The sequence below is a fragment of the Crenobacter intestini genome (assembly GCF_004919095.1).
GTDB classification, from domain to species: domain Bacteria; phylum Pseudomonadota; class Gammaproteobacteria; order Burkholderiales; family Chromobacteriaceae; genus Craterilacuibacter; species Craterilacuibacter intestini.
In genome coordinates this window covers 26607-48690 of the sequence record NZ_STGJ01000001.1, presented here as the reverse complement: position 1 = coordinate 48690, position 22084 = coordinate 26607, and the positions used below count along the sequence as shown (strand labels likewise).

Genomic DNA, 22084 nt, shown 5'->3' with positions numbered 1-22084 from the left:
GCGAGCCAAAAAAACCCGCCAGCGGCGGGTTCTCTCGTTCGGGTTGGCCTTTAGCCGTGCTGGCGGGCGAATTCCTGCATATAACCTACCAGCGCCTTCACGCCTTCGACCGGCATCGCGTTGTAGATCGACGCGCGCATGCCGCCGGCGACGCGGTGACCCTTGAGCTGGACGAGCCCCGCCTTCTTGGCGCCGGCAAGGAAAGCCTCGTCGAGCGCGTCGTCGGCCAGGCGGAACACCACGTTCATCTGCGAGCGCGCCGCCACCTCCACCGGCGCGCGGTAGAAACCGCCGCTCGCGTCGATCGCGTGGTAGAGCAGCCCCGCCTTTTCGCTATTGAGCGCGGCGATGCCGCGCAGGCCGCCCTGCGCCTTCAACCACTTGAAGACGAGGCCAGCGATGTAGATCGGCCAGGTCGGCGGTGTGTTGTACATCGAGTCGGCGTCGGCGTGCACGCGGTAGTCGAGCATGGTCGGCGTAGCAGGCAATGCGTGGCCGAGCAGGTCTTCGCGCACGACCACCACCACCATGCCTGACGGGCCGATGTTCTTCTGCGCGCCGGCGTAGATCAGGCCGAAGCGCGACACCTCGATCTCGCCCGACAGGAAGTCGCTCGACATGTCACAGACCAGCGGCGCCGCGCTCTCAGGGATGTACGGAAACTCGACGCCGTTGATGGTCTCGTTCGACGTGTAGTGCAGGTAGGACGCGCCGGCCGTGCCCTGGTAGCTGCCCGCCTGCGGCACCGTCGTGTACGCCGACGCCTCGCTGCTGGCGATGACGTCGACGCGGCCGTAGCGGCGCGCTTCCTTGATCGCCAGGCGCGACCAGTGGCCGGAGTCGATGTAGTCGGCGTGGCCGCCCTCGCCCATCAGGTTGAGCGGCACCATGGCGAACTGTTGCGACGCGCCGCCTTGCAGGAACAACACCTTGTAGCCGGCCGGCACGTTCAAGAGTTCGCGCAGGTCCGCCTCGGCGTCATGGATGATTTCCATGAACTCGCGTCCGCGATGGCTCATTTCCATCACCGACAGGCCGCTGCCGTGCCAGTCGAACATCTGCGCCTGCGCTTCGGCCAGCACCGGGTGCGGCAACAACGCCGGACCCGCGGAGAAATTGTAGAGTTTGCTCATATGGCTTCCCGACCTTGGCCGCGCTTACGCGGCCGATAACAGAAAGTGTGCGCGGGCAACCGCGACTGGCCGGACCCGGTCTTCCTGCCAGGCTTCGATCAGCACATGCGCGACGCGCTTGCCCTGCTTGGTGATCTCGCACTGCGCGTACAAGGTTTGCGGCTTGCCCGAGCGCAGGTAGTCCAGCGAGAAGTTGACGATCTTCGGCGTCTCCTGGCTCTCGCGGTTCCAGATCAGGTGGATCAGCGCGGCGTTCTCGAGGAAACCGCCGATCAGCCCGCCGTGCAGCGCCGGCAAACGGGTGTTGCCGACGTTGTGCGGGCTGAACGGCAGGGCGAACAGGAGGCCACTGTCCGTCACCTCGAAGGTCGCGCCCATCAGCTTCGCGTACGGGATCGCGTCGATCACGCCCGCAAAGTCGTTGGCCTCGCGCAGCTGGCTGAAGCGCTGCATGAATTCGCTCATGATTCGCTCCTGTCGACCATCGGGATCGGGCTCGAGCCGCGCATGAAGGTGGCGACCCCGTGCGCGATCGGCCGCTCGGGGCTCTCCTGGTAGCACACCGCGCGGGTGAACGCGACCTGGCTGGCGAGCCGGTAGCATTCGGCCGTGCAGTACACCGGCAGCCCTTGCCTGGCGCCTGACAGGTAGTCAATGCGCAAGTCGAGCGTGGCGATGGTCTCGAAGTCCGGCAGGTGCGCGCAGACGGCCAGCGCGCTGGTGGTGTCGACCAGCGAGGTAATCACCCCGCCGTGCAGCACGCCGGTGGCCGGGTTGCCGACCAGCTCTGGCTTCCAGTCGACCACCAGCGTCGGCTGCCGGCCATCGGTGCCGTGCCAGCGCATGCCCAGCGTCTCGCAGTGCGGCAAGGAGACGAAGAGTTGCCCCATCGCCTCCAGCACCTGTGCGTTGACCGGCGAGGGCACCATTACGCCTCGCCTTCGGCGGCGCCGTCGTCAGTGTCACCGCCCGCGTCGGCGACCTTCTCCAGGCCGATCAGCTTCTCGCCCTCGTCGAGGTTGATCAGCTTCACGCCCTGCGCCGTACGGCCGGTCTCGCGCACTTCCGAGACCTGGGTACGGATCAGCACGCCGCCGGTGGTGATCAGCATCACGTCGTCGCTCTCCTCGACCAGCTTGGCGGCGACCAGCTTGCCGTTGCGCTCGCTGGTATCGATCGCGATCACGCCCTGCGTGCCGCGGCCGGACAGGCGGTAGTCGCCGACCGGCGTGCGCTTGCCGTAGCCGTTTTCGGTCGCGGTGAGCACCTGCTGCGTCGCCTCGTTGGTGACCAAGAGCGAGATCAGCTGCTGGCCTTCGGATAGCTTCATGCCGCGCACGCCCTTGGACGTGCGGCCCATCGGGCGCACCTTGCTCTGGCTGAAGCGCACCGACTTGCCGGCGTCGGAGAACAGCATCACCTCGTCGCCCTCGCCGGCGATATCGCCGCCTTCGAGCTCCTCGTCCGCCACGCCCTCGTCCAGCACCTCGTCCTCGTCACCCAGCACGGCGGCGGCCTTGCCGCGGGTCAGCGCGACCGCGACCAGGTAGTTGCCCTCTTCGAGGTTGATCGCGATGATGCCGGCCGCGCGCGGGCGCGAGAAGTCGACCAGCGGGGTCTTCTTGACGGTGCCGTTGGCGGTGGCCATGAACACGAACTGGTCGTCGGTGAATTCCTTCACCGGCAGCACCGCGTTGATCTTCTCGCCGTCCTGCAGCGTCAGCACGTTGACCATCGGCTTGCCGCGGCTGGTGCGCCCGCCCTGCGGCAGGTTGTACACCTTGATCCAGTGGCAGCGCCCCAGGCTGGAGAAGCACAGCAGGTAGTTGTGCGTGTTGGCGACGAACAGCGTCTCGACGAAGTCGTCGTCCTTGGTCGCCGCCGCCAGCTTGCCGCGCCCGCCGCGGCGCTGGCTCTGGTAGTCGCCGACCGGCTGCGCCTTGATGTAGCCGGCGTGCGAGATGGTGACCACCATGTCCTGCGGGGTGATCAAGTCTTCGATATTGATGTCGGCACCGAAGGGCTCGATCTCGGAGCGGCGCGTATCGCCGAACTGCGCCTTGATCGCGCACAGCTCTTCGGAAATGATCGCGCTCACGCGCTCGGCGCGCGACAGGATGTCGATCAAATCGAGGATCTGCGCCATCACTTCGCGGTACTCGCCGACGATCTTGTCCTGCTCGAGGCCGGTCAGGCGCTGCAGGCGCAAGTCGAGGATCGCCTGCGCCTGCGTCTCGGACAGGCGGTAGCCGTCCTGCGACAGGCCGAAGCCTTCCGGCAGCCACTCGGGGCGTGCCATGGTCGCGTCGACGCGCGAGAGCATCTCCTCGACCAGCTCAGAACGCCAGGCGCGGACCATCAGGCCGGCTTTCGCCTCGGCCGGCGTCTGCGACGCCTTGATCAGGGCGATGATCTCGTCGACGTTGGAGAGTGCGACGGCCAGGCCTTCGAGCACGTGGCCGCGGTCGCGCGCCTTCTTGAGTTCGTAAATGGTGCGGCGGGTGACGACTTCGCGGCGGTGGCGCAGGAACTCTTCCAGCACCTGCTTGATGTTCAACAGGCGCGGCTGGCCGTCGACCAGCGCGACCATATTGATGCCGAAGCTGTCCTGCAGCTGGGTCAGCTTGAACAGCTGGTTGAGCACCACCTCGGGCATTTCGCCGCGCTTGAGCTCGATCACCATGCGCATGCCGGACTTGTCCGACTCGTCGCGTAGATCGGAGATGCCTTCGATCTGCTTCTCGCGCACCAGCTCGCTGATGCGCTCGAGCAGGCGCGCCTTGTTCACCTGGTACGGCAGCTCGTCGACGATGATCGCCTGGCGGTCGCCCTTGCCGATATCCTCGAAGTGGGTGCGCGCGCGCATGATCACGCGGCCGCGGCCGGTACGGTAACCTTCCTTGACGCCGGCGAGGCCGTAGATGATGCCGGCGGTCGGGAAGTCCGGCGCCGGGATGATGTCGATGATCTCGTCGATGCCCAGCTCGCTGTTGGCGAGCAGCGCCAGGCAGGCGTCGACCACTTCGACCAGGTTGTGCGGCGGGATATTGGTCGCCATGCCCACCGCGATGCCGGAGCTGCCGTTGATCAGCAGGTTCGGGATCTTGGCCGGCAGCACCAAGGGTTCGTGTTCGGAGCCGTCGTAGTTCGGGCCGAAGTCGACCGTTTCCTTCTCGATGTCGGCCAACAGTTCGTGCGCGATGCGCGCCATGCGGATTTCGGTGTAACGCATCGCCGCGGCGTTGTCGCCGTCGACCGAACCGAAGTTGCCCTGGCCGTCGACCAGCGGGTAGCGCAAGGAAAAGTCCTGCGCCATGCGCACGATGGTGTCGTACACGGCGATGTCGCCGTGCGGGTGGTACTTACCGATCACGTCGCCGACGATACGCGCCGACTTCTTGTACGCACGGTTCCAGTCGTTGGAGAGCTCGTGCATCGCGAACAGCACACGGCGGTGTACCGGCTTGAGGCCGTCGCGGACGTCCGGCAGGGCGCGCCCCACGATCACGCTCATCGCGTAATCGAGGTAGGAACGACGCATCTCCTCTTCCAGGCTGACCGGGATCGTTTCCTTGGCGAAAAGCTGATCTGTCATGGGTTACGCGCTTGTCTTCTTTTGATGGCAATAACTCGGGATTCTATCATGCGCAGCCCCTGCCCGCATGGCCTGACAGCACAAAGGCCGGCGCATGGCCGGCCTTTGTGGCGGATCGCGCGACGCGCTAGCGTCCGGCGACCTGGTAACGCTTCTCCAGCCTCGACAAACCCCAGGCCATCAACATGGTCAGCGCGAGGTACATGAAGGAAATGGTCAGGTAGGGTTCCCAGTAACGCGAGTAGACGCCGGCCACCGTGCGCGCGGCGAAGGCGAGCTCGGCCAGACCGATCGCCGAGACGAGCGACGAGTCCTTGAGCAGCATGATCGCCTCGTTACCCAAGGGCGGCAGCATGCGGCGGAACGCCTGCGGCACCACCACGAAACGCATCGCCTGCCCGTAGGAGAGACCCAGCGAGCGCGCCGCCTCGACCTGCCCCTTGTCGATCGACTGGATGCCCGCGCGGAAGATCTCGGTGATGTACGCGCCGGCGTTCAGCGTCAGCGCGAGCAGGCCCGAGATGAAGGCGCCGTAGTTTTGGCGGATCTCACGCGCGAGGTCACCGTCGAGCAGCAGGCCGTCGACCGGGTGGATCAGCGTCGGCATCAGCGCGAAGTGCGCGAGCAGGATCTGCACGAACAGGGGCGTGCCACGGAAGAAGGTCACGTAGGCCGTGGCCGGCCAGCGCACGAAGAATTCGAGAAAATACTTGGCAAAGCCGTGCGGGGCGCTCGCCAGGCGCGCCATCCCCATAAAGAGACCGATCAGGGTCCCGACGATCACCGCGAAAAAGGTGATCACCAACGTCATGATCGCGCCGTCAACAAAGAGTGGCGCGTACTCGACAATCATTCCCCAGCGTAAATCCATCCTCTTCTCCGAGAGTGTTCCGCCCGGCGGCGAAAGCCGCCGGGTCGTCGTTGCAAAAGCTTACTTGCTGCCGAAGTACTGCGTGTGGATCTTGTCGTAGGTGCCGTCGGCCTTGATCGCCTGGATGCCCTTGTTGAGCTTGTCCAGCAGTTCCTGGTTACCCTTCTTCACTGCCATGCCGTAGAACTCGGGCTGGAAGCTCTGGGTGTCCTCGACCATGCGCAGGTTGGCCTGCGGGTTGTTGGTCACGTAGTTGGCGACCACGCCGTTGTCGCCGACCACTGCCTGGACGCCGCCGTTCTCGAGCTCCTTGATCGCCAAAGGCAGGCTCTCGAAGCGCTTGATGTCCGGGCTGGTCTTGCCCAGCAGCTTCTGCACCACTTCGTCGCCGGTAGTGCCGGTCTGCACGGCGACCTTCTTGCCCTTCAGGTCCTGGAACGACTTGATGGCCTCGCCGCCCTTGCCGGTGGCGATCAGCTGGCGCGCCTCGAAGTACGGCTCCGAGAAATCCATCGACTGCTTGCGCTCGTCGGTGATCGTCACCGACGACACGATGATGTCGCGGTCACCCTGGTCGAGCGTCGCGAAGATGCCTTCCCACGGCGTGTTCACCACCTTGACCTTGAAGCCACCCTTGTCGGCGACCGCGTTGAGCACGTCGACGTCAAAGCCGACCACTTCGCCCTTCTCGTTCTGGAATTCGAACGGCGCGTACGCGGCGTCGGAGCCGACCACGTACACCTTTTCTTCTGCCGCAGCCTGCGGCGCGCTGGCCGCGCCCGGCGCCGCCGCTTCATCCTTCTGTCCGCAGCCCGCCAGCACGAAAACGCCGGCCAGCATGGTCGCCAGCAAAGTCCTTCTGTTCTGTTTCATCCCAGGTCTCTCCTTATTGATTGAATAAGCGGCCAACGCAAAGCCCGTGCGGGCTGCGTGTTACTATAACAACCCACCGATGCCGCAACAACGTATTGGCATTTTTTTTGCAGAATTAAATCCACCTTGAATACCATGTTTTTGCGCAATTTACTGCCAGCCTTCGTCGCACTGACGCTAGCCGTCTCGCCTGCGGCCTACGCAGAAGACGCCCCGCTACCCGGCGACTTCGGCCCCAGCTTCCGCAGCGCGCCCAGCAAGCCGCGCGCCGCAAGCCCAAGCAACAGCCATGCCACCAAACTGGACGGCAAGCGCGCGGACACCGGCCGCAAGGCGACCGCCAAGACGGCCCGCCATGCCAAGCAGGCGGCTCCCAACGTCCGCAAGGCACGCTCGACCAAGGCCGTCAAGGCGCGCCAAGGCACCCGCTCCGTCAAGGCAGCAGGCACCAAGCGCGTACACAAGGCCAGCGTGAAAGCCAAGCGTGGCGGCAACAAGAAACAGGTCGCAAAGTCGGCCAGCACCCGCACGGCCAAGGCCGGCAAGGCCCGCCAGAGCACCAGGGAAGCCAAGGCGGTACGCGCCAAAAAGGCCGGCAACCATGTCAAGCCGCGCCAGGCAGCGTCTGCCGGCAAGGCCAGGCAACAGGCCAAGACCGGGAAAAACCGCAGCAGGCAGCAGGCAAAGTCAGGTGTCAGCCCGCGCAAACAGGTAGCCAAGGCACCCAAACGCGCCACCCGCAAGGCAGCCGCCAAGAAGCCCGCCGGCAAGCAGAGCGCCAAGGCCGCCGCTACGCGCAAACGGGCGTAGGCTGCATAAGCCTTGCCAGAAGGGCGCGCCTTATGCATAATTCGCGTCCTTGGCCGGCTTAGCTCAGTTGGTAGAGCACCTGACTTGTAATCAGGGGGTCGCGAGTTCGAATCCTGCAGCCGGCACCAATATCCACGGGGCTTCCAGACATGGAAGCCCCGTTCCATTTCCTGCACGGCGCAACGCCGGTGCAACATTTCCCTGAAGCCGACCACCCGTACGCGCGGGCTGAATTGCACCCTCGTCCTGAGCGCCTTCGCCGCCCGCAGACTGCCCTGCCTGCAGGGCACGGCTTGGCCTACCTTCGGTCCGCCTTGCGCCCCAAGCGCCAGCCGCTGATGCTCCAGCCCCCTCAACACGCATGGTTCTGCGCCCACCACGTCCCTCACTGTGTCGCCGTGGGCTACCTCCTCCCCTGACAGTCTGCCGCCATGCCCCCGACGCCGCCCCTCTTGAATCTGCACGCTCACATGCCGCCTTCGCCGCTGGTCTTGGCGCAACACAAGCGCCCAATTTCCCGCCCTAAAGTTGACGCTAACGTAAACGTCATTAGAATGAATGCATGACGTCGTGAAAAGGCCGCACCCACCGGCCCCACCCGGGACAAAGGAGACAGACATGTACCACAGCCTGCGTTTTGACCTTGGCGAGTCCTGCCAGATGCTGCGCGAAGCGGTGCGCGACTTCGCCGCGCGCGAGATCGCGCCGCGCGCCGCCGCCATCGACCGCGACAACCTGTTCCCGACCGAATTGTGGCGGCAGTTCGGCGAGATGGGCCTGCTCGGCATCACCGTGCCCGAGGCCTACGGCGGCGCCGACATGGGTTACCTTGCGCACATGGTCGCGATGGAGGAGATCAGCCGCGCCAGCGCGTCGGTCGCCCTCTCCTACGGCGCGCACTCCAACCTGTGCGTGAACCAGATCTACAAGAACGGCAACGAAGCGCAAAGGCGCGCCTATCTGCCCAAACTGGTATCGGGCGAGCATGTCGGCGCGCTGGCAATGTCCGAGCCGAACGCGGGCTCGGACGTGGTGGGCATGAAGCTCAAGGCCGACAAGGTCGACGGCGGCTATTTGCTCAACGGCAGCAAGCTGTGGATCACCAACGGCGGCGACGCCGACACGCTGGTGGTGTACGCGAAGACCGACCCTGCCGCCGGCGCCCGCGGCATCACCGCCTTCATCGTCGAGAAGGGCTTCGCCGGTTTCAGCCACGGCAGCAAGCTCGACAAGCTCGGCATGCGCGGCTCGAACACCTACCCGCTGTTCTTCGATGACTGCTTCGTACCCGAGGCCAACGTGCTCGGCGGCGAGGGCAAAGGGGTGCAGGTGCTGATGAGCGGGCTCGACTACGAGCGCGCGGTGCTCGCCGCAGGCCCCTTGGGCATCATGCAGGCCTGCCTCGACGTGGTGGTGCCTTACCTTAACCAGCGCAAGCAGTTCGGCCAGGCGATCGGCGACTTCCAGCTGATGCAGGGCAAGCTTGCCGACATGTACGTGAAACTCTCGGCCAGCCGCGCCTACGTGTACGCCGTCGGCCAGGCGCTCGACCGCGGCGAGTCCGGCCGCCAGACACGCAAGGACGCCGCCGGCGCCATCCTGTTCGCGGCCGAGGGCGCCACCCAGCTGGCGCTGGACGCCATCCAGTGCCTGGGCGGCAACGGCTACATCAACGAATACCCGACCGGCCGCCTGCTGCGCGACGCCAAGCTCTACGAGATCGGCGCGGGCACCAGCGAGATCCGCCGCTACCTGATCGGCCGCGAGCTGATGGCCGAGACCCGCTAGACCCTGCCACCCCCGAGGCCGCCCCATGCCCGTCATCGAATCCAGGCTCTCTCCACGCAGCGCCGACTTCATCGCCAACGCCGAAAAGATGCGGCGCATGGTGGCCGACCTGAAAGACAAGGTCGCCCGCGCCGCGCTAGGCGGCGGCGAGAAGGCGCGCGACAAGCACGTCGCGCGCGGCAAGCTGTTGCCGCGCGAGCGCGTCGACCTGTTGCTCGACGCAGGCGCGCCCTTTCTCGAACTGTCGCAACTGGCCGCCTTCGGCATGTACGGCGGCGACGCGCCCGGCGCCGGGCTGATCGCCGGCATCGGCCGCGTCAGCGGCGTCGACTGCCTGATCATCGCCAACGACGCCACCGTCAAGGGTGGCACCTACTACCCGATGACGGTGAAGAAGCACCTGCGCGCGCAGGAAATCGCACGCGAAAACCGCCTGCCCTGCCTCTACCTGGTCGACTCCGGCGGCGCCTACCTGCCCCTGCAGGACGAGGTGTTCCCCGACCGCGATCACTTCGGCCGCATCTTCTACAACCAGGCGCAGCTCTCCGCCGCCGGCGTGCCGCAGGTCGCGGTGGTGATGGGCAGCTGTACCGCCGGCGGCGCCTATATGCCGGCGATGAGCGACGAGACGGTGATCGTCAGGGAACAGGGCACCATCTTCCTGGGCGGCCCGCCGCTGGTGCGCGCGGCCACCGGCGAGGTGGTCAGCGCCGAGGAGCTGGGCGGCGGCGACGTGCACACCCGCGTCAGCGGCGTGGCCGACCACCTCGCGCAGAGCGACGCACACGCCCTCGCCATCGCCCGCCGCATCGTCGCCTCGCTCAACTGGCAAAAGGAAGGCCGGCTCGACCGCACGGCGCCCAAGCCGCCGCGCTACGCGGCCGAAGAGCTGTACGGCGTGGTCCCGGCCGACAGCAAGAAGCCGTTTGACGTGCGCGAGATCATCGCCCGGCTCATCGACGACTCCTGTTTCGACGAATTCAAGGAGAACTACGGCGCGACGCTGGTCACGGGTTTTGCCCGGCTCAACGGCTACCGGGTCGGCATCATCGCCAACAACGGCATCCTGTTTTCCGAGTCCGCGCTCAAGGGCGCGCACTTTGTCGAGCTGTGCTGCCAGCGCGGCATCCCGCTTGTCTTCCTGCAGAACATCACCGGCTTCATGGTCGGCAAGAAGTACGAGAACGGCGGCATCGCCAAGGACGGCGCCAAGCTGGTGACGGCGGTCGCCTGCGCGCAGGTGCCGAAGTTCACCGTGCTGATCGGCGGCAGCTTCGGCGCCGGCAACTACGGCATGTGCGGGCGCGCCTACAGCCCGCGCTTCTTGTGGATGTGGCCGAACAGCCGCATCTCGGTGATGGGCGGCGAGCAGGCCGCCGGCGTGCTCGCCCAGGTCAAGAAGGAGCAGCTGGGCGACGCCTTTACGCCCGAGCAGGAAGAGGCGCTGAAAGCGCCGGTGCGCGAACAGTACGAGCACCAGGGCCACCCCTATTACGCCAGCGCCCGGCTGTGGGACGACGGCGTGATCGACCCGGCGCAGACGCGCGAAGTGCTCTCCCTCGCGCTGGAGGCGAGCCTCTCCTCCGCTATCGAGCCGACCCGTTTCGGCGTGTTCCGCATGTAAGGGAAAGGCTTGCAATGACAGACATGAGCGTGGAAGTCACCCGCCAGGACCCGGTCGCCACCGTTTGGCTGAACCGCCCCGAGCGGCACAACGCGATGGACGAGCATTTGATCGCCGCCGTGACGGCGGCGTTCGACACCCTCGCAGGCGACCAGGCGGTGCGCGTGATCGTGCTCGCCGGGCGCGGCAGCAGCTTCTGCGCCGGCGCCGACCTTGCCTGGATGCGCCGCGCCGCCGGTTTCTCCGACAGCGAGAACCTTGAAGACGCGCGCGCGCTGGCGGCCATGCTCAAGGCCGTCCATCGCTGCCCCAAGCCGGTCGTCGCGCGCGTGCACGGCGCGGCACTCGCCGGCGGCACCGGTTTGGTCGCCGCCTGCGACATCGCCATCGGCACCGGCGCGGCGCGCTTCGGCCTCTCCGAAGTCCGGCTGGGGCTGATCCCGGCGACCATCGGCCCGTATGTGGTACACGCCATCGGCGAGCGCCACGCACACCGCTACTTCCTTTCCGCCGAGCGCATCGACGCGGCCACCGCGCATCGCATCGGCCTGCTGCACGAAGTGGTGGCGGACGACGCGCTTGACGCACGCGTGGCCGACCTCTGCGCCGAGCTTGCCCGCGGCGCTCCCGGCGCGCTCGCCGCGGCCAAAGACCTGCTGGGCGTACTGTCCGGCGTGTCGGTGCAGGACGACGCGCTCTTGGACGACACCGCCCGGCGCATCGCCAAGGCCCGCAGAGGCGAAGAAGCCCGCGAAGGGCTGGCCGCCTTCTTCGACAAACGCCCACCCGACTGGATCCAGCACTGATGCACGCCTACCCCACCCCGGAGCAACTCGCGCAGGCGGCACCGCCGTGCTGCCTGCCCAAGCCGCCAAGCGCCCGCCCCCTGTTCGGCAAGATCCTGGTCGCCAACCGCGGCGAGATCGCCTGCCGCGTCATCCGCACCGCGCGGCAGTTGGGCATCCGCACCGTCGCCGTCTATTCGGACACGGACGCCAACGCCCGTTTCGTGCAAATGGCCGACGAGGCGTGGCGCCTCGGCCCGGCGCCGGCGGCCGAGTCCTACCTAAAGGCCGACACGCTGCTTGACATCGCAAGGCTCAGCGGCGCCGAGGCGATCCACCCCGGCTACGGCTTCCTGTCGGAAAACGCCGGCTTCGCCGACGCCTGCGCGCGCGCGGGCGTGGTGTTCATCGGCCCGCCGGCGGCCGCCATCGCCGCGATGGGCAGCAAGTCCGCCGCCAAGCGTCTGATGGAACAAGCCGGCGTGCCCCTGGTGCCCGGCTACCACGGCGACGCGCAGGACGAGACCTTGCTGGCGGCCGAGGCGGCAAGCATCGGCTACCCGGTGCTGATCAAGGCAAGCGCCGGCGGCGGCGGCAAGGGCATGCGCATCGTCGAGGCGGCCGCGGACTTCGCGGCGGCGCTCGAGAGTTGCCGGCGCGAGGCGCGCGCGAGTTTCGGCGACGACAAGGTGCTCGTCGAGAAATACCTGACCCGGCCGCGCCACGTCGAGATCCAGGTGTTCGCCGACAGCGCCGGCGGCTGCGTCTACCTGTTCGAGCGCGACTGCTCGGTGCAGCGCCGCCACCAGAAGGTGCTGGAAGAAGCGCCCGCGCCACACCTGCCCGCTGCCACCCGCAGGGCGATGGGCGAGGCGGCGGTCGCCGCCGCGCGCGCCGTCGGCTATGTGGGCGCCGGCACCGTCGAGTTCATCCTCGACGTCGACAGCGGCCGCTTTTACTTCATGGAAATGAACACCCGGCTGCAGGTCGAGCACCCGGTCACCGAAATGGTCACCGGGCAGGACCTGGTCGAGTGGCAGCTGAAAGTCGCCTGCGGCGGGCGCCTGCCGCTTGCGCAGCACGAACTCACCCTCTGGGGCCACAGCATCGAGGCGCGCATCTACGCCGAAGACCCGGACAAGGGTTTCCTGCCGGCCACCGGCACCCTCTTCCACCTTGCGCCGCCCGCCGAGGGCGCGCGGGTACGCATCGACACCGGCGTTGCCGAGGGCGACAGCATCAGCCCCTACTACGACCCGATGATCGCCAAGCTCATCGTGTGGGGCGAGACGCGCGAGGCGGCGCTCAGGCAGCTGGACAGCGCGCTCGCCCACTACCAGGTGGCCGGCGTCGCGACCAATATCCGCTTCCTGCGCCGCATCGCCGCCAACGTCGACTTCGCGGCGGGCCGCGTCGACACCGGGCTGATCGCCCGCCACCAGCAGAGCCTGCTGCCACCGCCCGCCGAGCCCGGCCCCGAAGCGCTCGCGCTCTTTGCGCTGGGCGAGGTGCTCGCCGCGGCGAGGCCGGGCGACAGCGCGGCGCCCGCCGCCTGGCGCCTGAACGGCGCGCACACGCGCCGCGTCCGCTTCGGGCAGGGCGACGCGCGCTTCGAGGTCGGCGTGCGCCATCAGGACGGGCAACTCGAGGTCGAAGTGGCCGGCCAGTGGCAGGCGGCCGAGGCGGCGCTCGCCGGGACCGCGCTCACCGTCACGCTCGCGGGCAAACGCATCAGCGCCACCCGCGTCAGCCACGACCTCAAGCGGGTGCTGTTCGTGGACGGCGAGCAGCTGTGCGTCGACTACCTCGACCCGTACGCGTTCGAGGAAGCCGCCGCGCACGGCGACACCCACCTCAAGGCACCGATGCCCGGGCGGGTGGTCGCACTCCTGGCCACGGCCGGCGGCCGTGTCGCGCGCGGCGAGCCGCTGATGATCCTCGAAGCGATGAAGATGGAGCACACGATCTCGGCGCCGGGCGACGGGGTGGTGCGGGCGTTCTACTTCGCCACCGGCGAACAGGTGAACGACGGTGACGAACTGCTGGACTTCGAGGCGGACTGAATGGCACGGGTCAAGATTGTCGAAGTCGGCCCGCGCGACGGGCTGCAAAACGAAAGGCAGGCGATCCCGCTTGCGGTGAAGCTCGCGCTGATCGGGCGCCTCGCCGACGCGGGCCTGACCCACATCGAGGCGGGCGCCTTCGTCTCGCCCAAGTGTGTGCCGCAGATGGCCGACACCGCCGAGGTGCTCGCATCCCTCAAGCTTGACGGCGCGGTCCGCTACCCGGTGCTGGTGCCCAACCTCGCGGGGCTGGAGGCGGCACTCAAAGCCGGCGCGCGCGAAATCGCAATCTTCGGCGCCGCAAGCGAGACATTCAGCCGGAAGAACATCAACGTAGGCGTGCACGACAGCCTCGCGCGTTTCGAGGCGGTCGCGCAGCGTGCGCTGGCGGCGGGCCTGTCCGTGCGCGGCTACGTCTCCTGCGTGGTCGGCTGCCCGTACGAGGGCGACGTCTCCCCGCGCAAGGTCGCCGAAGTCGCCGCCGCGCTCTACCGGATGGGCTGCTACGAGGTCTCGCTGGGCGACACCGTCGGCGTCGGCACCCCCGACCGGGTGCTCGCCATGCTGGACGCGGTCACCGCCGAAGTGCCGGTGGACAGGCTCGCCGGGCATTTCCACGACACCTACGGCATGGCGATCGCCAATATCTACGCCGCGCTCTGTGCCGGCGTGCGCACCTTCGATAGCTCAGTGGCGGGCCTTGGCGGCTGCCCGTACGCGCGCGGCGCGTCCGGCAACGTCGCGACCGAGGACGTGCTCTACCTGCTGCACGGCATGGGCTACACCACCGGCGTCAACCTGGATGCCGTCACCGACGCGGCATGGCAGATCGCCGACGCGCTCGGCCGCGAGCCGGGGTCGAAATACGCGCGCGCACGCGGGCGTTCACCCGCCGGCGGAAACGCCTGAACACGGAGACACCGCATGCACAACCAGATGCTTCCCGTTTGGCGGCCGTCGGCCGCGCGCGTCGCGGCGGCCCACCTGACCGCCTTCACCCGCCTCGCCGAACACGCCGACGGCAAGGCCTACCCCGACTACGAAAGCCTCAGGCAGGCGAGCCTCGCTGAGCCCGGCCGCTTCTGGCGCCAGGTGTGGGATTACTGCGGGGTCGTCGGCGAACCGGGCAACGTCGCCTTTGCCGGCAGCGAAGACATGCGCGAGGCGCGCTTCTTTCCCGGGGCGCGGCTCAACTACGCCGAAAACCTGCTCAGGCACGACGGTGACGCGCTGGCCGTCGTGTTCTGGGGCGAGGACCGCGTCCAGCGCGAGCTGAGCTTCCGTGCGCTGCGCGAACTGGTCTCGCGCTTGCAGCAGGCGCTCGCCTCGCAGGGCGTGCGCGCCGGCGACCGCGTGGCGGGCTTCATGCCGAACATGCCCGAGACGCTGGCCGCGATGCTGGCGACGGCGAGCCTGGGCGCCATCTGGACCAGTTGCTCGCCCGACTTCGGCGCCGAGGGCGCGATCGACCGCTTCGGCCAGACCGCGCCCAAGGTCCTGTTCTGCCCGGACGGCTATTTCTACAACGGCAAGCGTGTCGATATCGACGCCAAGCTGCACGCCGTCGCGCATGGCCTGCCCTCACTTCAGAAGCTGTTGGTAGTGCCCTACACCGGCGGCGCCGACGCGCTCGCCGCCGCCCTGCCCGGCGGGCAGACGCTCGACGCCTTCCTCGACGGCTTTGCCGCGCAGCCCCTCACCTTCGAGCGGGTCGGCTTCCGGCACCCGCTCTTCATCCTGTATTCCAGCGGCACCACCGGCGCGCCCAAGTGCATCGTGCACGGTCACGGCGGCACCTTGCTGCAGCACCTGAAGGAGCACCAGCTCCACGCCGACCTGCACCCGGGCGACGCGCTGTTCTACTTCAGCACCTGCGGCTGGATGATGTGGAACTGGCTGGCCTCGGGCCTCGCCAGCGGCGCGACCCTGCTGCTCTACGACGGCTCGCCGCTGGCCAACGACGGCCGCATCCTGTGGCAGTACGCCGACGCCTACCGTTGCACCCACTTCGGCACCTCGGCCAAATACCTCGACGGCCTGAGCAAGACCGGCCTTGAGCCCGGCAAGGCGTACGCGCTGGCGGGCTTGCGCGTGCTGATGTCCACCGGCTCGCCGCTGCTGGCCGAGCGCTTCGACTGGGTCTACCGGGCCATCAAGGCCGACCTCGACCTCGCGTCGATCTCGGGCGGCACCGACATCCTCTCCTGCTTCGCGCTGGGCAACGCCTGCCTGCCGGTCTACCGCGGCCAGCTGCAGTGCCGGGGCCTGGGGATGGCCGTCGAGGTCTGGAACGACGCGGGCGACGCCGTCATCGGCGAAAAGGGCGAACTCGTCTGCACCCGCCCCTTCCCGTCGATGCCGGTCGGCTTCTGGAACGACGAAGACGGCGAAAAGTACCGCAAGGCCTACTTCGCGCGCTTTCCCGGCATCTGGTGCCACGGCGACTACGCCGAGCTGACGGCCGAGGGCGGCATGATCATCCACGGCCGCTCGGACGCGGTGCTCAACCCCGGCGGCGTGCGCATCGGCACGGCCGAGATCTACCGCCAGCTCGAACGGTTCGACGAAGTGCTGGAGAGCGTGGTGGTCGGCCAGCGCTGGCAGGGCGACGAGCGCGTGCTCTTGTTTGTCAGGCTGCGGGAGGGCTTAGAGCTTGACGACGCGCTGACAGCGCGCATCAAGGCGGCGATCCGGCAACAGGCCAGCCCGCGCCACGTGCCGGCCAGGATCGTCGCCGTCGCCGACATCCCGCGCACCCTCAGCGGCAAGCTCGTCGAGCTGGCCGTCAGGAACGTGATCCACGACGAGCCGGTCAACAACCTCGGCGCGCTGGCCAACCCGGAGGCGCTCCTGCTGTTCGCCAGGCTGCCGGCGCTACAGGACTGAGCGCCCGGCGAGTTATCCGTTAACAAAAGCGGCCCTGCGCACTGGCAGGGCCGCTTTCGGTTTTACGGCAGGCCTCAGCGTTCTGGCGGCGCGAACAGGCCGACGATGCTGGAAAAATCGAGCGCGCCGTGGCCCGAACTGCTCCACTGCGCGAAGAGTTCGCGGGCGAGCCCCCCCATCGGCACTGACGCGCGCGCCGCGATTGCCGCCTCCACCGCCAGTCCCAGATCCTTCAGCATCAGGTCGGCGCCGAAGCCGCCGGCGTAGCCGCGCGCGGCCGGCACGTTGTCCATCACCCCCGGCCACGGGTTGTAGAGCTCGGTCACCCAGCCCCGCCCCGAACTCTTGGCGATGATGCCGGAGAGCACGGCCGCGTCCAGCCCTTGCCTGACGCCCAGCGCGAGCGCCTCGCTGACGGCGAGCATCTGCACGCCGAGCACCATGTTGTTGCAGATCTTGGCGACCTGGCCCGCGCCCTGCGCGCCGGCGTGAAAGAGGTTGCGCCCCATCGCCGACAGGATGGGCCGCGCCAGCTCCAGGTCGGCCGCCTCGCCGCCGACCATGAAGGTCAGCGTGCCGGCCGCCGCGCCGGCGGTGCCGCCGGACACCGGCGCGTCCAGCATGCGGAGGCCCTGCCTGAGCGCTGCCGCCGCGACCTTCTGCGCGCTTTGCGGGCTGATCGTCGAGCAATCGATCACGAGCGTGCCCGGCCGGGCCTGCGGCAACACCCCGCCCCCCGCCGCGTCCCCCAGGTACAGCCGCTCTACATGCGGGCTCGCCGGCAGCATGGAGATCACCACGCCGGCCTCGCTGACGGCGGCCGCGGCGGACGCGGCAAAGCAGGCGCCTGCCGCGACGAGAGGCTCGGCGAGCGCCGGGTTGAGGTCGAACACCTGCAGCTCAAACCCTGCCTTGACGAGGTTGAGTGCCATCGGGCCGCCCATATGCCCGAGGCCGATGAATGCGATGCGTGTCATGCGGTTTCCTTTGTACGTTCACCCAGCGCGGCCAGCGGCGAGCGCGGCCACGGCGCCTCGAAATGGCTGGTAAGCCAGCCCGGGTCCACTTGTTGCAGCGTCGGCGGCTGCCAACGCGGCGCGTTGTCCTTGTCGACCAGCAGCGCGCGCACGCCCTCGGTGAAATTGCCGTTGGCACAGCAGCGCAGCGCAAGGACCAGTTCCATGCGCAGCACGTCGGCGAGCGACAGCCCGCGCGCGCGCGCGAGGGTTTCCCACACCAGCGCGAGCGTCGCCGGGCAACCCGCCGCGAGCTTGCCGGCGGCGCCGGCAAGCCAGGCATCCGCGTCGCCTTGCGCGCCTAGCACCGCCTCGCAGACCGCCGCGAGCGTCGGCTGCGCGGTCATCGCCCCGATGCGCGCGAAGTTGGGCTCGACCTGCCCGGCCGGCAGGTGTTCACGCGCCGCGTGGGCCATGCCCTCAAGCAGCGCGTCCAGCCGCGCGCGGTTGTCCGCGGCGTCGGCCTGCCAGTCGCACGCGGCGAGCGCCGTCATCAGCGCCGGCAGCGCGTCGTCTTCCAGCGCATAGTCGGCGAGGCCGACATACAGGCAGTCGGTCGCGTTGAGCGGCGCGCCGGTCAGCCCGAGGAACAGGCCGACCCGGCCCGGCATCCGGTTCAGGAACCAGCTGCCGCCGACGTCCGGGAACAGGCCGATGCTCACCTCGGGCATCGCCATGCGGGTGGACGGCGTGACCACGCGGTGGCTGGCGCCCGCCAGCAGGCCGAGCCCGCCGCCCATCACGATGCCGCGCCCCCACACCAGCACAGGTTTTCGGTAGGTGTGGATCAGGTAGTCGAGCGCGTATTCCTCGCTGAAATAGGTCTCGGCGAGCGGGTGCGGGCACGGCGCCGGCGTTTCGCTCAGCGCGCGGTAGAGGGCGCGCACGTCGCCGCCCGCGCAGAAGGCGCGCTCGCCGCTGCCCGAGAGCACCACCAGCGCGACCCGCGGGTCGTCCTGCCAGCGCGCGAGCTGCGTGGACAGCGCGCGGATCATGTCAAGCGTCAGCGCGTTGAGCGTGCGCTCGCTGTTGAGCGTCGCCGTGGCGATCCGGTAGCCGTTGGCGGCGGCGTACTCAGCGAACAGCACGCAATCGGCCGCGCTCATGGACGCGCCCCCGCTGATGGCACCTGCCATGCGGGCGCGCGCTTCTCGAGGAAGGCGCGCACGCCCTCCTGCTGGTTGGGGTCGGCGAACAGGCCGACGAACAGCTCGCGCTCCAGCGGCAGGTTGAGCGCCGGCGGCACGCTGCGCGCACGCTGGATCAGCGTCTTGCACGCAAGCAGACTTGCCGGGCTCTGCCGCGCGACCTTGTCCGCCATGGCAAGCGCGGCGGACAACGCCTCCCCCCGGGCGGCCACCTGCTCGATCAGGCCGATGCGCATCGCGGTGTCGGCGTCCACCCGCTCGCCCAACAGGATCATCCGCTTGGCCCAGCCCTCGCCGATGAGGTGTGGCAACAACTGGGTGCCGCCGGCGCACGGCAACAGGCCGACAGCCGCCTCGGGCAGCGCCAGCTGCGCCTGCGCCTCGGCCACCCGCAAGTCGCAGGCGAGCGCGACTTCCAGCCCGCCGCCCATCGCGTAGCCGTTGATGGCGGCGATGCTGACCCCGCGGTAGGCCGACAGGCGCTCGAAGGCGCGGCCAAACGCCGAGGCTGCCTCGGCGGCCACCGCGGCGTCGCCTTCGGCAAACTGTTTGAGGTCCGCCCCGGCGCAGAAGAACTTGTCGCCCGCGCCCACCAGGATCAGCACCCTGAGCGCGGGGTCGGCTTCCACGTCGTCGATCAGGCGCACGAGGTCGGCGAGGCTCTGCCGCGTCCAGGTGTTGGCCGGCGGGTTGTCCAGCGTCACCACGGCGGCGACGCCGTGTTTTTCCAGGCGCATGCCTTGGTAGGTGTTCATCTGAGGTTCTCCAGTACGCCGTCCGCAAGCAGGCGGCGGGCAATGATCAGTCGCATGATGTCGTTGGTGCCTTCCAGGATCTGGTGCACGCGCAAGTCGCGCACATGGCGCTCCAGCGGGAAGTCGCGCAGGTAGCCGTAGCCGCCGAAGCACTGCAGCGCCTGGTTGGCCACGTTGAAGGCAAGGTCGGTGGCCAGGCGCTTGGCCATCGCGCAATACGCCGACGCTTCCGGGTGGCGCGCGTCCAGTTGCCAGGCCGCCAGCCTGACCATCTGCCGCGCGGCGACCAGTTCGGTCTGCATGTCGGCCAGCCGGAACTGGATGTTCTGCAACTGGGCGAGCGGCGCGCCGAACTGCTGGCGTTCCCCCACGTAGCGGCAGGCGGCGTCATGCGCGGCCTGCGCGGTGCCGACCGCGGTAGTCGCGATATTGATGCGGCCGCCGTCCAGCGCCTTCATCGCGAAGGTGAAGCCCTCGCCCTCCTCGCCCAGCCGGTTGCCAAGCGGCACGGCCACGTTCTCGAAGCTGATCGCGCGCGTGGGCTGGCTGTTCCAGCCCATCTTGCCTTCTTTCTTGCCGTAGAGGATGCCGTGGCTGTCGGCCGGCACCAGGAAGGCCGAGATGCCACGCGGGCCGGCGCCGCCGGTGCGCGCCATCACCACCAGCACGTCGGTGCTGCCGGCACCCGAGATGAACATCTTGCTGCCATTGAGCACATACTGCCCGCCCTGGCGCTCGGCGCGCGTCGTAAGCGAGGCCGCGTCCGACCCTGCGCCCGGCTCGGTCAGGCAATAGCTGCCCAGCACTTCACCCGCCACCATGCGCGGCACCCAGGCTCTAGCAAGTTCGGCCGGGCCGAAGCTTGCGACCATCCAGCTGACCATATTGTGGATGGTGAGATAAGCCGCGGTGGACGTGCAGCCGTAGGCGAGTTCCTCGAACACGAGGGCGCTGTCGAGCCGCGGCAGCTCAAGCCCGCCGTAGGCTTGCGGCGTGTAGAGGCCCAGAAAGCCCATTTCCCCGGCACGGCGGATGGTGGAGAGCGGAAACTCCTCGTCGGCGTCCCAGCGCGCGGCATGCGGCGCGAGCTCGTTACGGGCAAACGCACGGGCGCTGTCCTGAAACGCCCGCTGTTCTTCATTGAGCGCGAACTCCATGCGGTCTACCTCAGGCTGATGGTGGTGTGGATGCGGCCGCTGGAGGCGTCGTCGTCGAACCAGCGGCTGGTGACGGTCTTGGTCTGGGTATAGAAGAGCACCGCCTGCTTGCCGTAGGGGCCGAGGTCGCCCAGCTTGGACGCGCGCGAACCGGTAAAGCTGAACAGCGGCACCGGCACCGGGATCGGCACGTTGATGCCGACCTGGCCGACGTCGATCTCTTCCTGGAAGCGGCGGGCGGCGGCGCCGCTCTGCGTGAAGATGGCCGTGCCGTTGCCGTTGGGGTTGGCGTTGACAAGCTTTATCGCCTCGTCGAGCGTGTCGGCCCCCATCACGCACAGCACCGGCCCGAAGATTTCCTCGCGGTAGATGCGCATGGTGTCCCGCACGCCGCTGAACAGCGTCGGGCCGACGAAGTTGCCGTCGGGGTAGCCCGCCACCTCGGGGTGGCGGCCGTCCAGTTCAAGCGTCGCCCCCTCGGCCACCCCCGCTTCGATCAGCGCGTGGATGCGCGACCTGGCCGCGCCGGAGATCACCGGGCCCAGGTCCGGGTTGTCGCAACCGGCGCCGATCTTCAGGGTACGTGCGCGCGCGACCAGTTCGGGGATCCACGCCTGCGCCTCGCCGACCAGCACCGCGACCGACAGCGCCATGCAGCGCTGGCCGGCCGCGCCGAACGCGGCGCCGACCAGCTGGTTGAGCGTCTGCTCGCGGTTGGCGTCCGGCAGCACCACCGCGTGGTTCTTCGCGCCCATCATGCACTGCACCCGCTTGCCGGCAAGGCTCGCGCGCTGGTAGACATGCGTGCCGACCCGGGTCGAGCCGACGAAGCTGACCGCCTTGACCGACGGGTGGTCGCACAGCGCGTTGACCACGGACTCTCCGCCGTGCACCACGTTGAGCACGCCTGCCGGCACCCCCGCCTGCATCGCGAGCTCGACCAGGCGCATGGTCACCATCGGGTCCTGCTCGGAGGGCTTGAGCACGAAGGTGTTGCCGCAGGCGATCGCCATCGGAAACATCCACAAGGGGATCATCGCCGGGAAGTTGAACGGCGTGATGCCGGCGCACACGCCCAGGGGCTGGATCACGGTATAGGTGTCGACCCCGCCGGCGACGTTCTCGGCGAACTCGCCCAGTTGCAGCGAGCCGATATTGGCCGCGTGCTCGACCACCTCCAGCCCGCGGAAGATATCGCCCTCGGCGTCGGCCAGCGTCTTGCCCTGCTCGGCACTCAACAAGGCGGCAAGCTCGGCCATATGCTCGCGGATCAGCTGCTGGTACTTGAGGAAGATGCGCGCGCGCGCGCCAAGCGGCGTCTTCTTCCACGTGGCAAACGCCGCGCGCGCGGCGGCCACCGCAGCGTCCACTTCCTTGTCGGTCGCCATCGGCACGCGGGCGAGCACGGCCTGCGTCGCCGGGTTGACCACTTCGCGCCACTCAAGGCTCTCTGACGCAACAAAACGCCCGCCGATCAAGAGCGGCATGGTCGGCACGTCTGCGCTTGGCGTGCCGTGGCGGGTGTTCGAATCGAGCAGGGTCTGCATGGTGTGTTTCTCCGTGTGTTGCCGCGCGCCGCC

General features: G+C 68.3%; 18 protein-coding genes and 1 tRNA gene. 8 read left to right on the top strand and 11 right to left on the bottom strand.

Going from position 1 to position 22084, the window contains the following annotated elements:
• Positions 1 to 50: 50 nt before the first annotated feature.
• The 6 genes from serC to E5K04_RS00190 all read right to left on the bottom strand — a co-directional run bounded on the left by serC (position 51) and on the right by E5K04_RS00190 (position 6472).
• Complete coding sequence (serC, locus tag E5K04_RS00215; RefSeq protein ID WP_136550887.1) at positions 51 to 1133, bottom strand: 3-phosphoserine/phosphohydroxythreonine transaminase; 1083 nt, start codon at positions 1131 to 1133, stop codon at positions 51 to 53.
• 24 nt (positions 1134 to 1157) lie between these two features.
• Complete coding sequence (locus tag E5K04_RS00210; protein ID WP_136550886.1) at positions 1158 to 1598, bottom strand: PaaI family thioesterase; 441 nt, start codon at positions 1596 to 1598, stop codon at positions 1158 to 1160.
• Positions 1595 to 2062, bottom strand: a complete 468-nt coding sequence (locus E5K04_RS00205) for a PaaI family thioesterase (RefSeq protein WP_136550885.1) — start codon at positions 2060 to 2062, stop codon at positions 1595 to 1597. Before E5K04_RS00205 ends, E5K04_RS00210 begins: the two co-directional genes overlap by 4 nt.
• Positions 2062 to 4728 (bottom strand): DNA gyrase subunit A, encoded by a 2667-nt coding sequence (gene gyrA, locus E5K04_RS00200; RefSeq protein WP_136550884.1) that lies wholly within the window; start codon positions 4726 to 4728, stop codon positions 2062 to 2064. Before gyrA ends, E5K04_RS00205 begins: the two co-directional genes overlap by 1 nt.
• A gap of 127 nt (positions 4729 to 4855) precedes the next feature.
• Entirely contained in the window at positions 4856 to 5599 is a 744-nt protein-coding gene (locus E5K04_RS00195) for an amino acid ABC transporter permease (RefSeq protein WP_136550883.1), read from the bottom strand.
• 60 nt (positions 5600 to 5659) lie between these two features.
• Positions 5660 to 6472, bottom strand: coding sequence for a basic amino acid ABC transporter substrate-binding protein (locus tag E5K04_RS00190; protein WP_136550882.1), 813 nt, complete (start codon positions 6470 to 6472; stop codon positions 5660 to 5662).
• Between the two features lie 126 nt (positions 6473 to 6598).
• Between E5K04_RS00190 and E5K04_RS00185 the strand changes: the two genes are divergently transcribed.
• From E5K04_RS00185 to E5K04_RS00150, 8 genes are all read left to right on the top strand, one after another.
• Positions 6599 to 7282, top strand: coding sequence for a hypothetical protein (locus tag E5K04_RS00185; RefSeq protein ID WP_136550881.1), 684 nt, complete (start codon positions 6599 to 6601; stop codon positions 7280 to 7282).
• A 52-nt stretch (positions 7283 to 7334) separates the two neighbouring features.
• A tRNA-Thr gene (locus tag E5K04_RS00180) sits at positions 7335 to 7410 on the top strand.
• A 490-nt stretch (positions 7411 to 7900) separates the two neighbouring features.
• The gene (locus E5K04_RS00175) at positions 7901 to 9070 is read left to right on the top strand and encodes an isovaleryl-CoA dehydrogenase (protein WP_136550880.1); all 1170 of its coding nucleotides are present in this window, start codon (positions 7901 to 7903) and stop codon (positions 9068 to 9070) included.
• 25 nt (positions 9071 to 9095) lie between these two features.
• Positions 9096 to 10694, top strand: coding sequence for a carboxyl transferase domain-containing protein (locus tag E5K04_RS00170; RefSeq protein WP_136550879.1), 1599 nt, complete (start codon positions 9096 to 9098; stop codon positions 10692 to 10694).
• A 14-nt stretch (positions 10695 to 10708) separates the two neighbouring features.
• The gene (locus E5K04_RS00165) at positions 10709 to 11500 is read left to right on the top strand and encodes an enoyl-CoA hydratase/isomerase family protein (RefSeq protein WP_136550878.1); all 792 of its coding nucleotides are present in this window, start codon (positions 10709 to 10711) and stop codon (positions 11498 to 11500) included.
• Complete coding sequence (locus tag E5K04_RS00160; RefSeq protein WP_136550877.1) at positions 11500 to 13542, top strand: acetyl/propionyl/methylcrotonyl-CoA carboxylase subunit alpha; 2043 nt, start codon at positions 11500 to 11502, stop codon at positions 13540 to 13542. Before E5K04_RS00165 ends, E5K04_RS00160 begins: the two co-directional genes overlap by 1 nt.
• The gene (locus E5K04_RS00155) at positions 13543 to 14451 is read left to right on the top strand and encodes a hydroxymethylglutaryl-CoA lyase (protein WP_136550876.1); all 909 of its coding nucleotides are present in this window, start codon (positions 13543 to 13545) and stop codon (positions 14449 to 14451) included.
• A gap of 15 nt (positions 14452 to 14466) precedes the next feature.
• Positions 14467 to 16428, top strand: coding sequence for an acetoacetate--CoA ligase (locus tag E5K04_RS00150; RefSeq protein WP_136550875.1), 1962 nt, complete (start codon positions 14467 to 14469; stop codon positions 16426 to 16428).
• Positions 16429 to 16502: 74 nt separating this feature from the next.
• Here the strand turns inward: E5K04_RS00150 and mmsB are convergent, their stop codons facing one another.
• The 5 genes from mmsB to E5K04_RS00125 are packed head-to-tail and all read right to left on the bottom strand — an operon-like array spanning position 16503 to position 21991.
• Positions 16503 to 17405, bottom strand: a complete 903-nt coding sequence (mmsB, locus tag E5K04_RS00145) for a 3-hydroxyisobutyrate dehydrogenase (RefSeq protein WP_136550874.1) — start codon at positions 17403 to 17405, stop codon at positions 16503 to 16505.
• Entirely contained in the window at positions 17402 to 18550 is a 1149-nt protein-coding gene (locus tag E5K04_RS00140) for an enoyl-CoA hydratase/isomerase family protein (protein ID WP_136550873.1), read from the bottom strand. Before E5K04_RS00140 ends, mmsB begins: the two co-directional genes overlap by 4 nt.
• Positions 18547 to 19347, bottom strand: a complete 801-nt coding sequence (locus tag E5K04_RS00135) for an enoyl-CoA hydratase (protein WP_136550872.1) — start codon at positions 19345 to 19347, stop codon at positions 18547 to 18549. Before E5K04_RS00135 ends, E5K04_RS00140 begins: the two co-directional genes overlap by 4 nt.
• Positions 19344 to 20504 carry an acyl-CoA dehydrogenase family protein gene (locus E5K04_RS00130; protein ID WP_136550871.1) on the bottom strand — a complete coding sequence of 387 codons (1161 nt, stop codon included), beginning with the start codon at positions 20502 to 20504 and terminating at the stop codon, positions 19344 to 19346. Before E5K04_RS00130 ends, E5K04_RS00135 begins: the two co-directional genes overlap by 4 nt.
• 5 nt (positions 20505 to 20509) lie before the next feature.
• Positions 20510 to 21991 (bottom strand): CoA-acylating methylmalonate-semialdehyde dehydrogenase, encoded by a 1482-nt coding sequence (locus E5K04_RS00125; RefSeq protein ID WP_205700275.1) that lies wholly within the window; start codon positions 21989 to 21991, stop codon positions 20510 to 20512.
• Positions 21992 to 22084 lie beyond the last annotated feature (93 nt).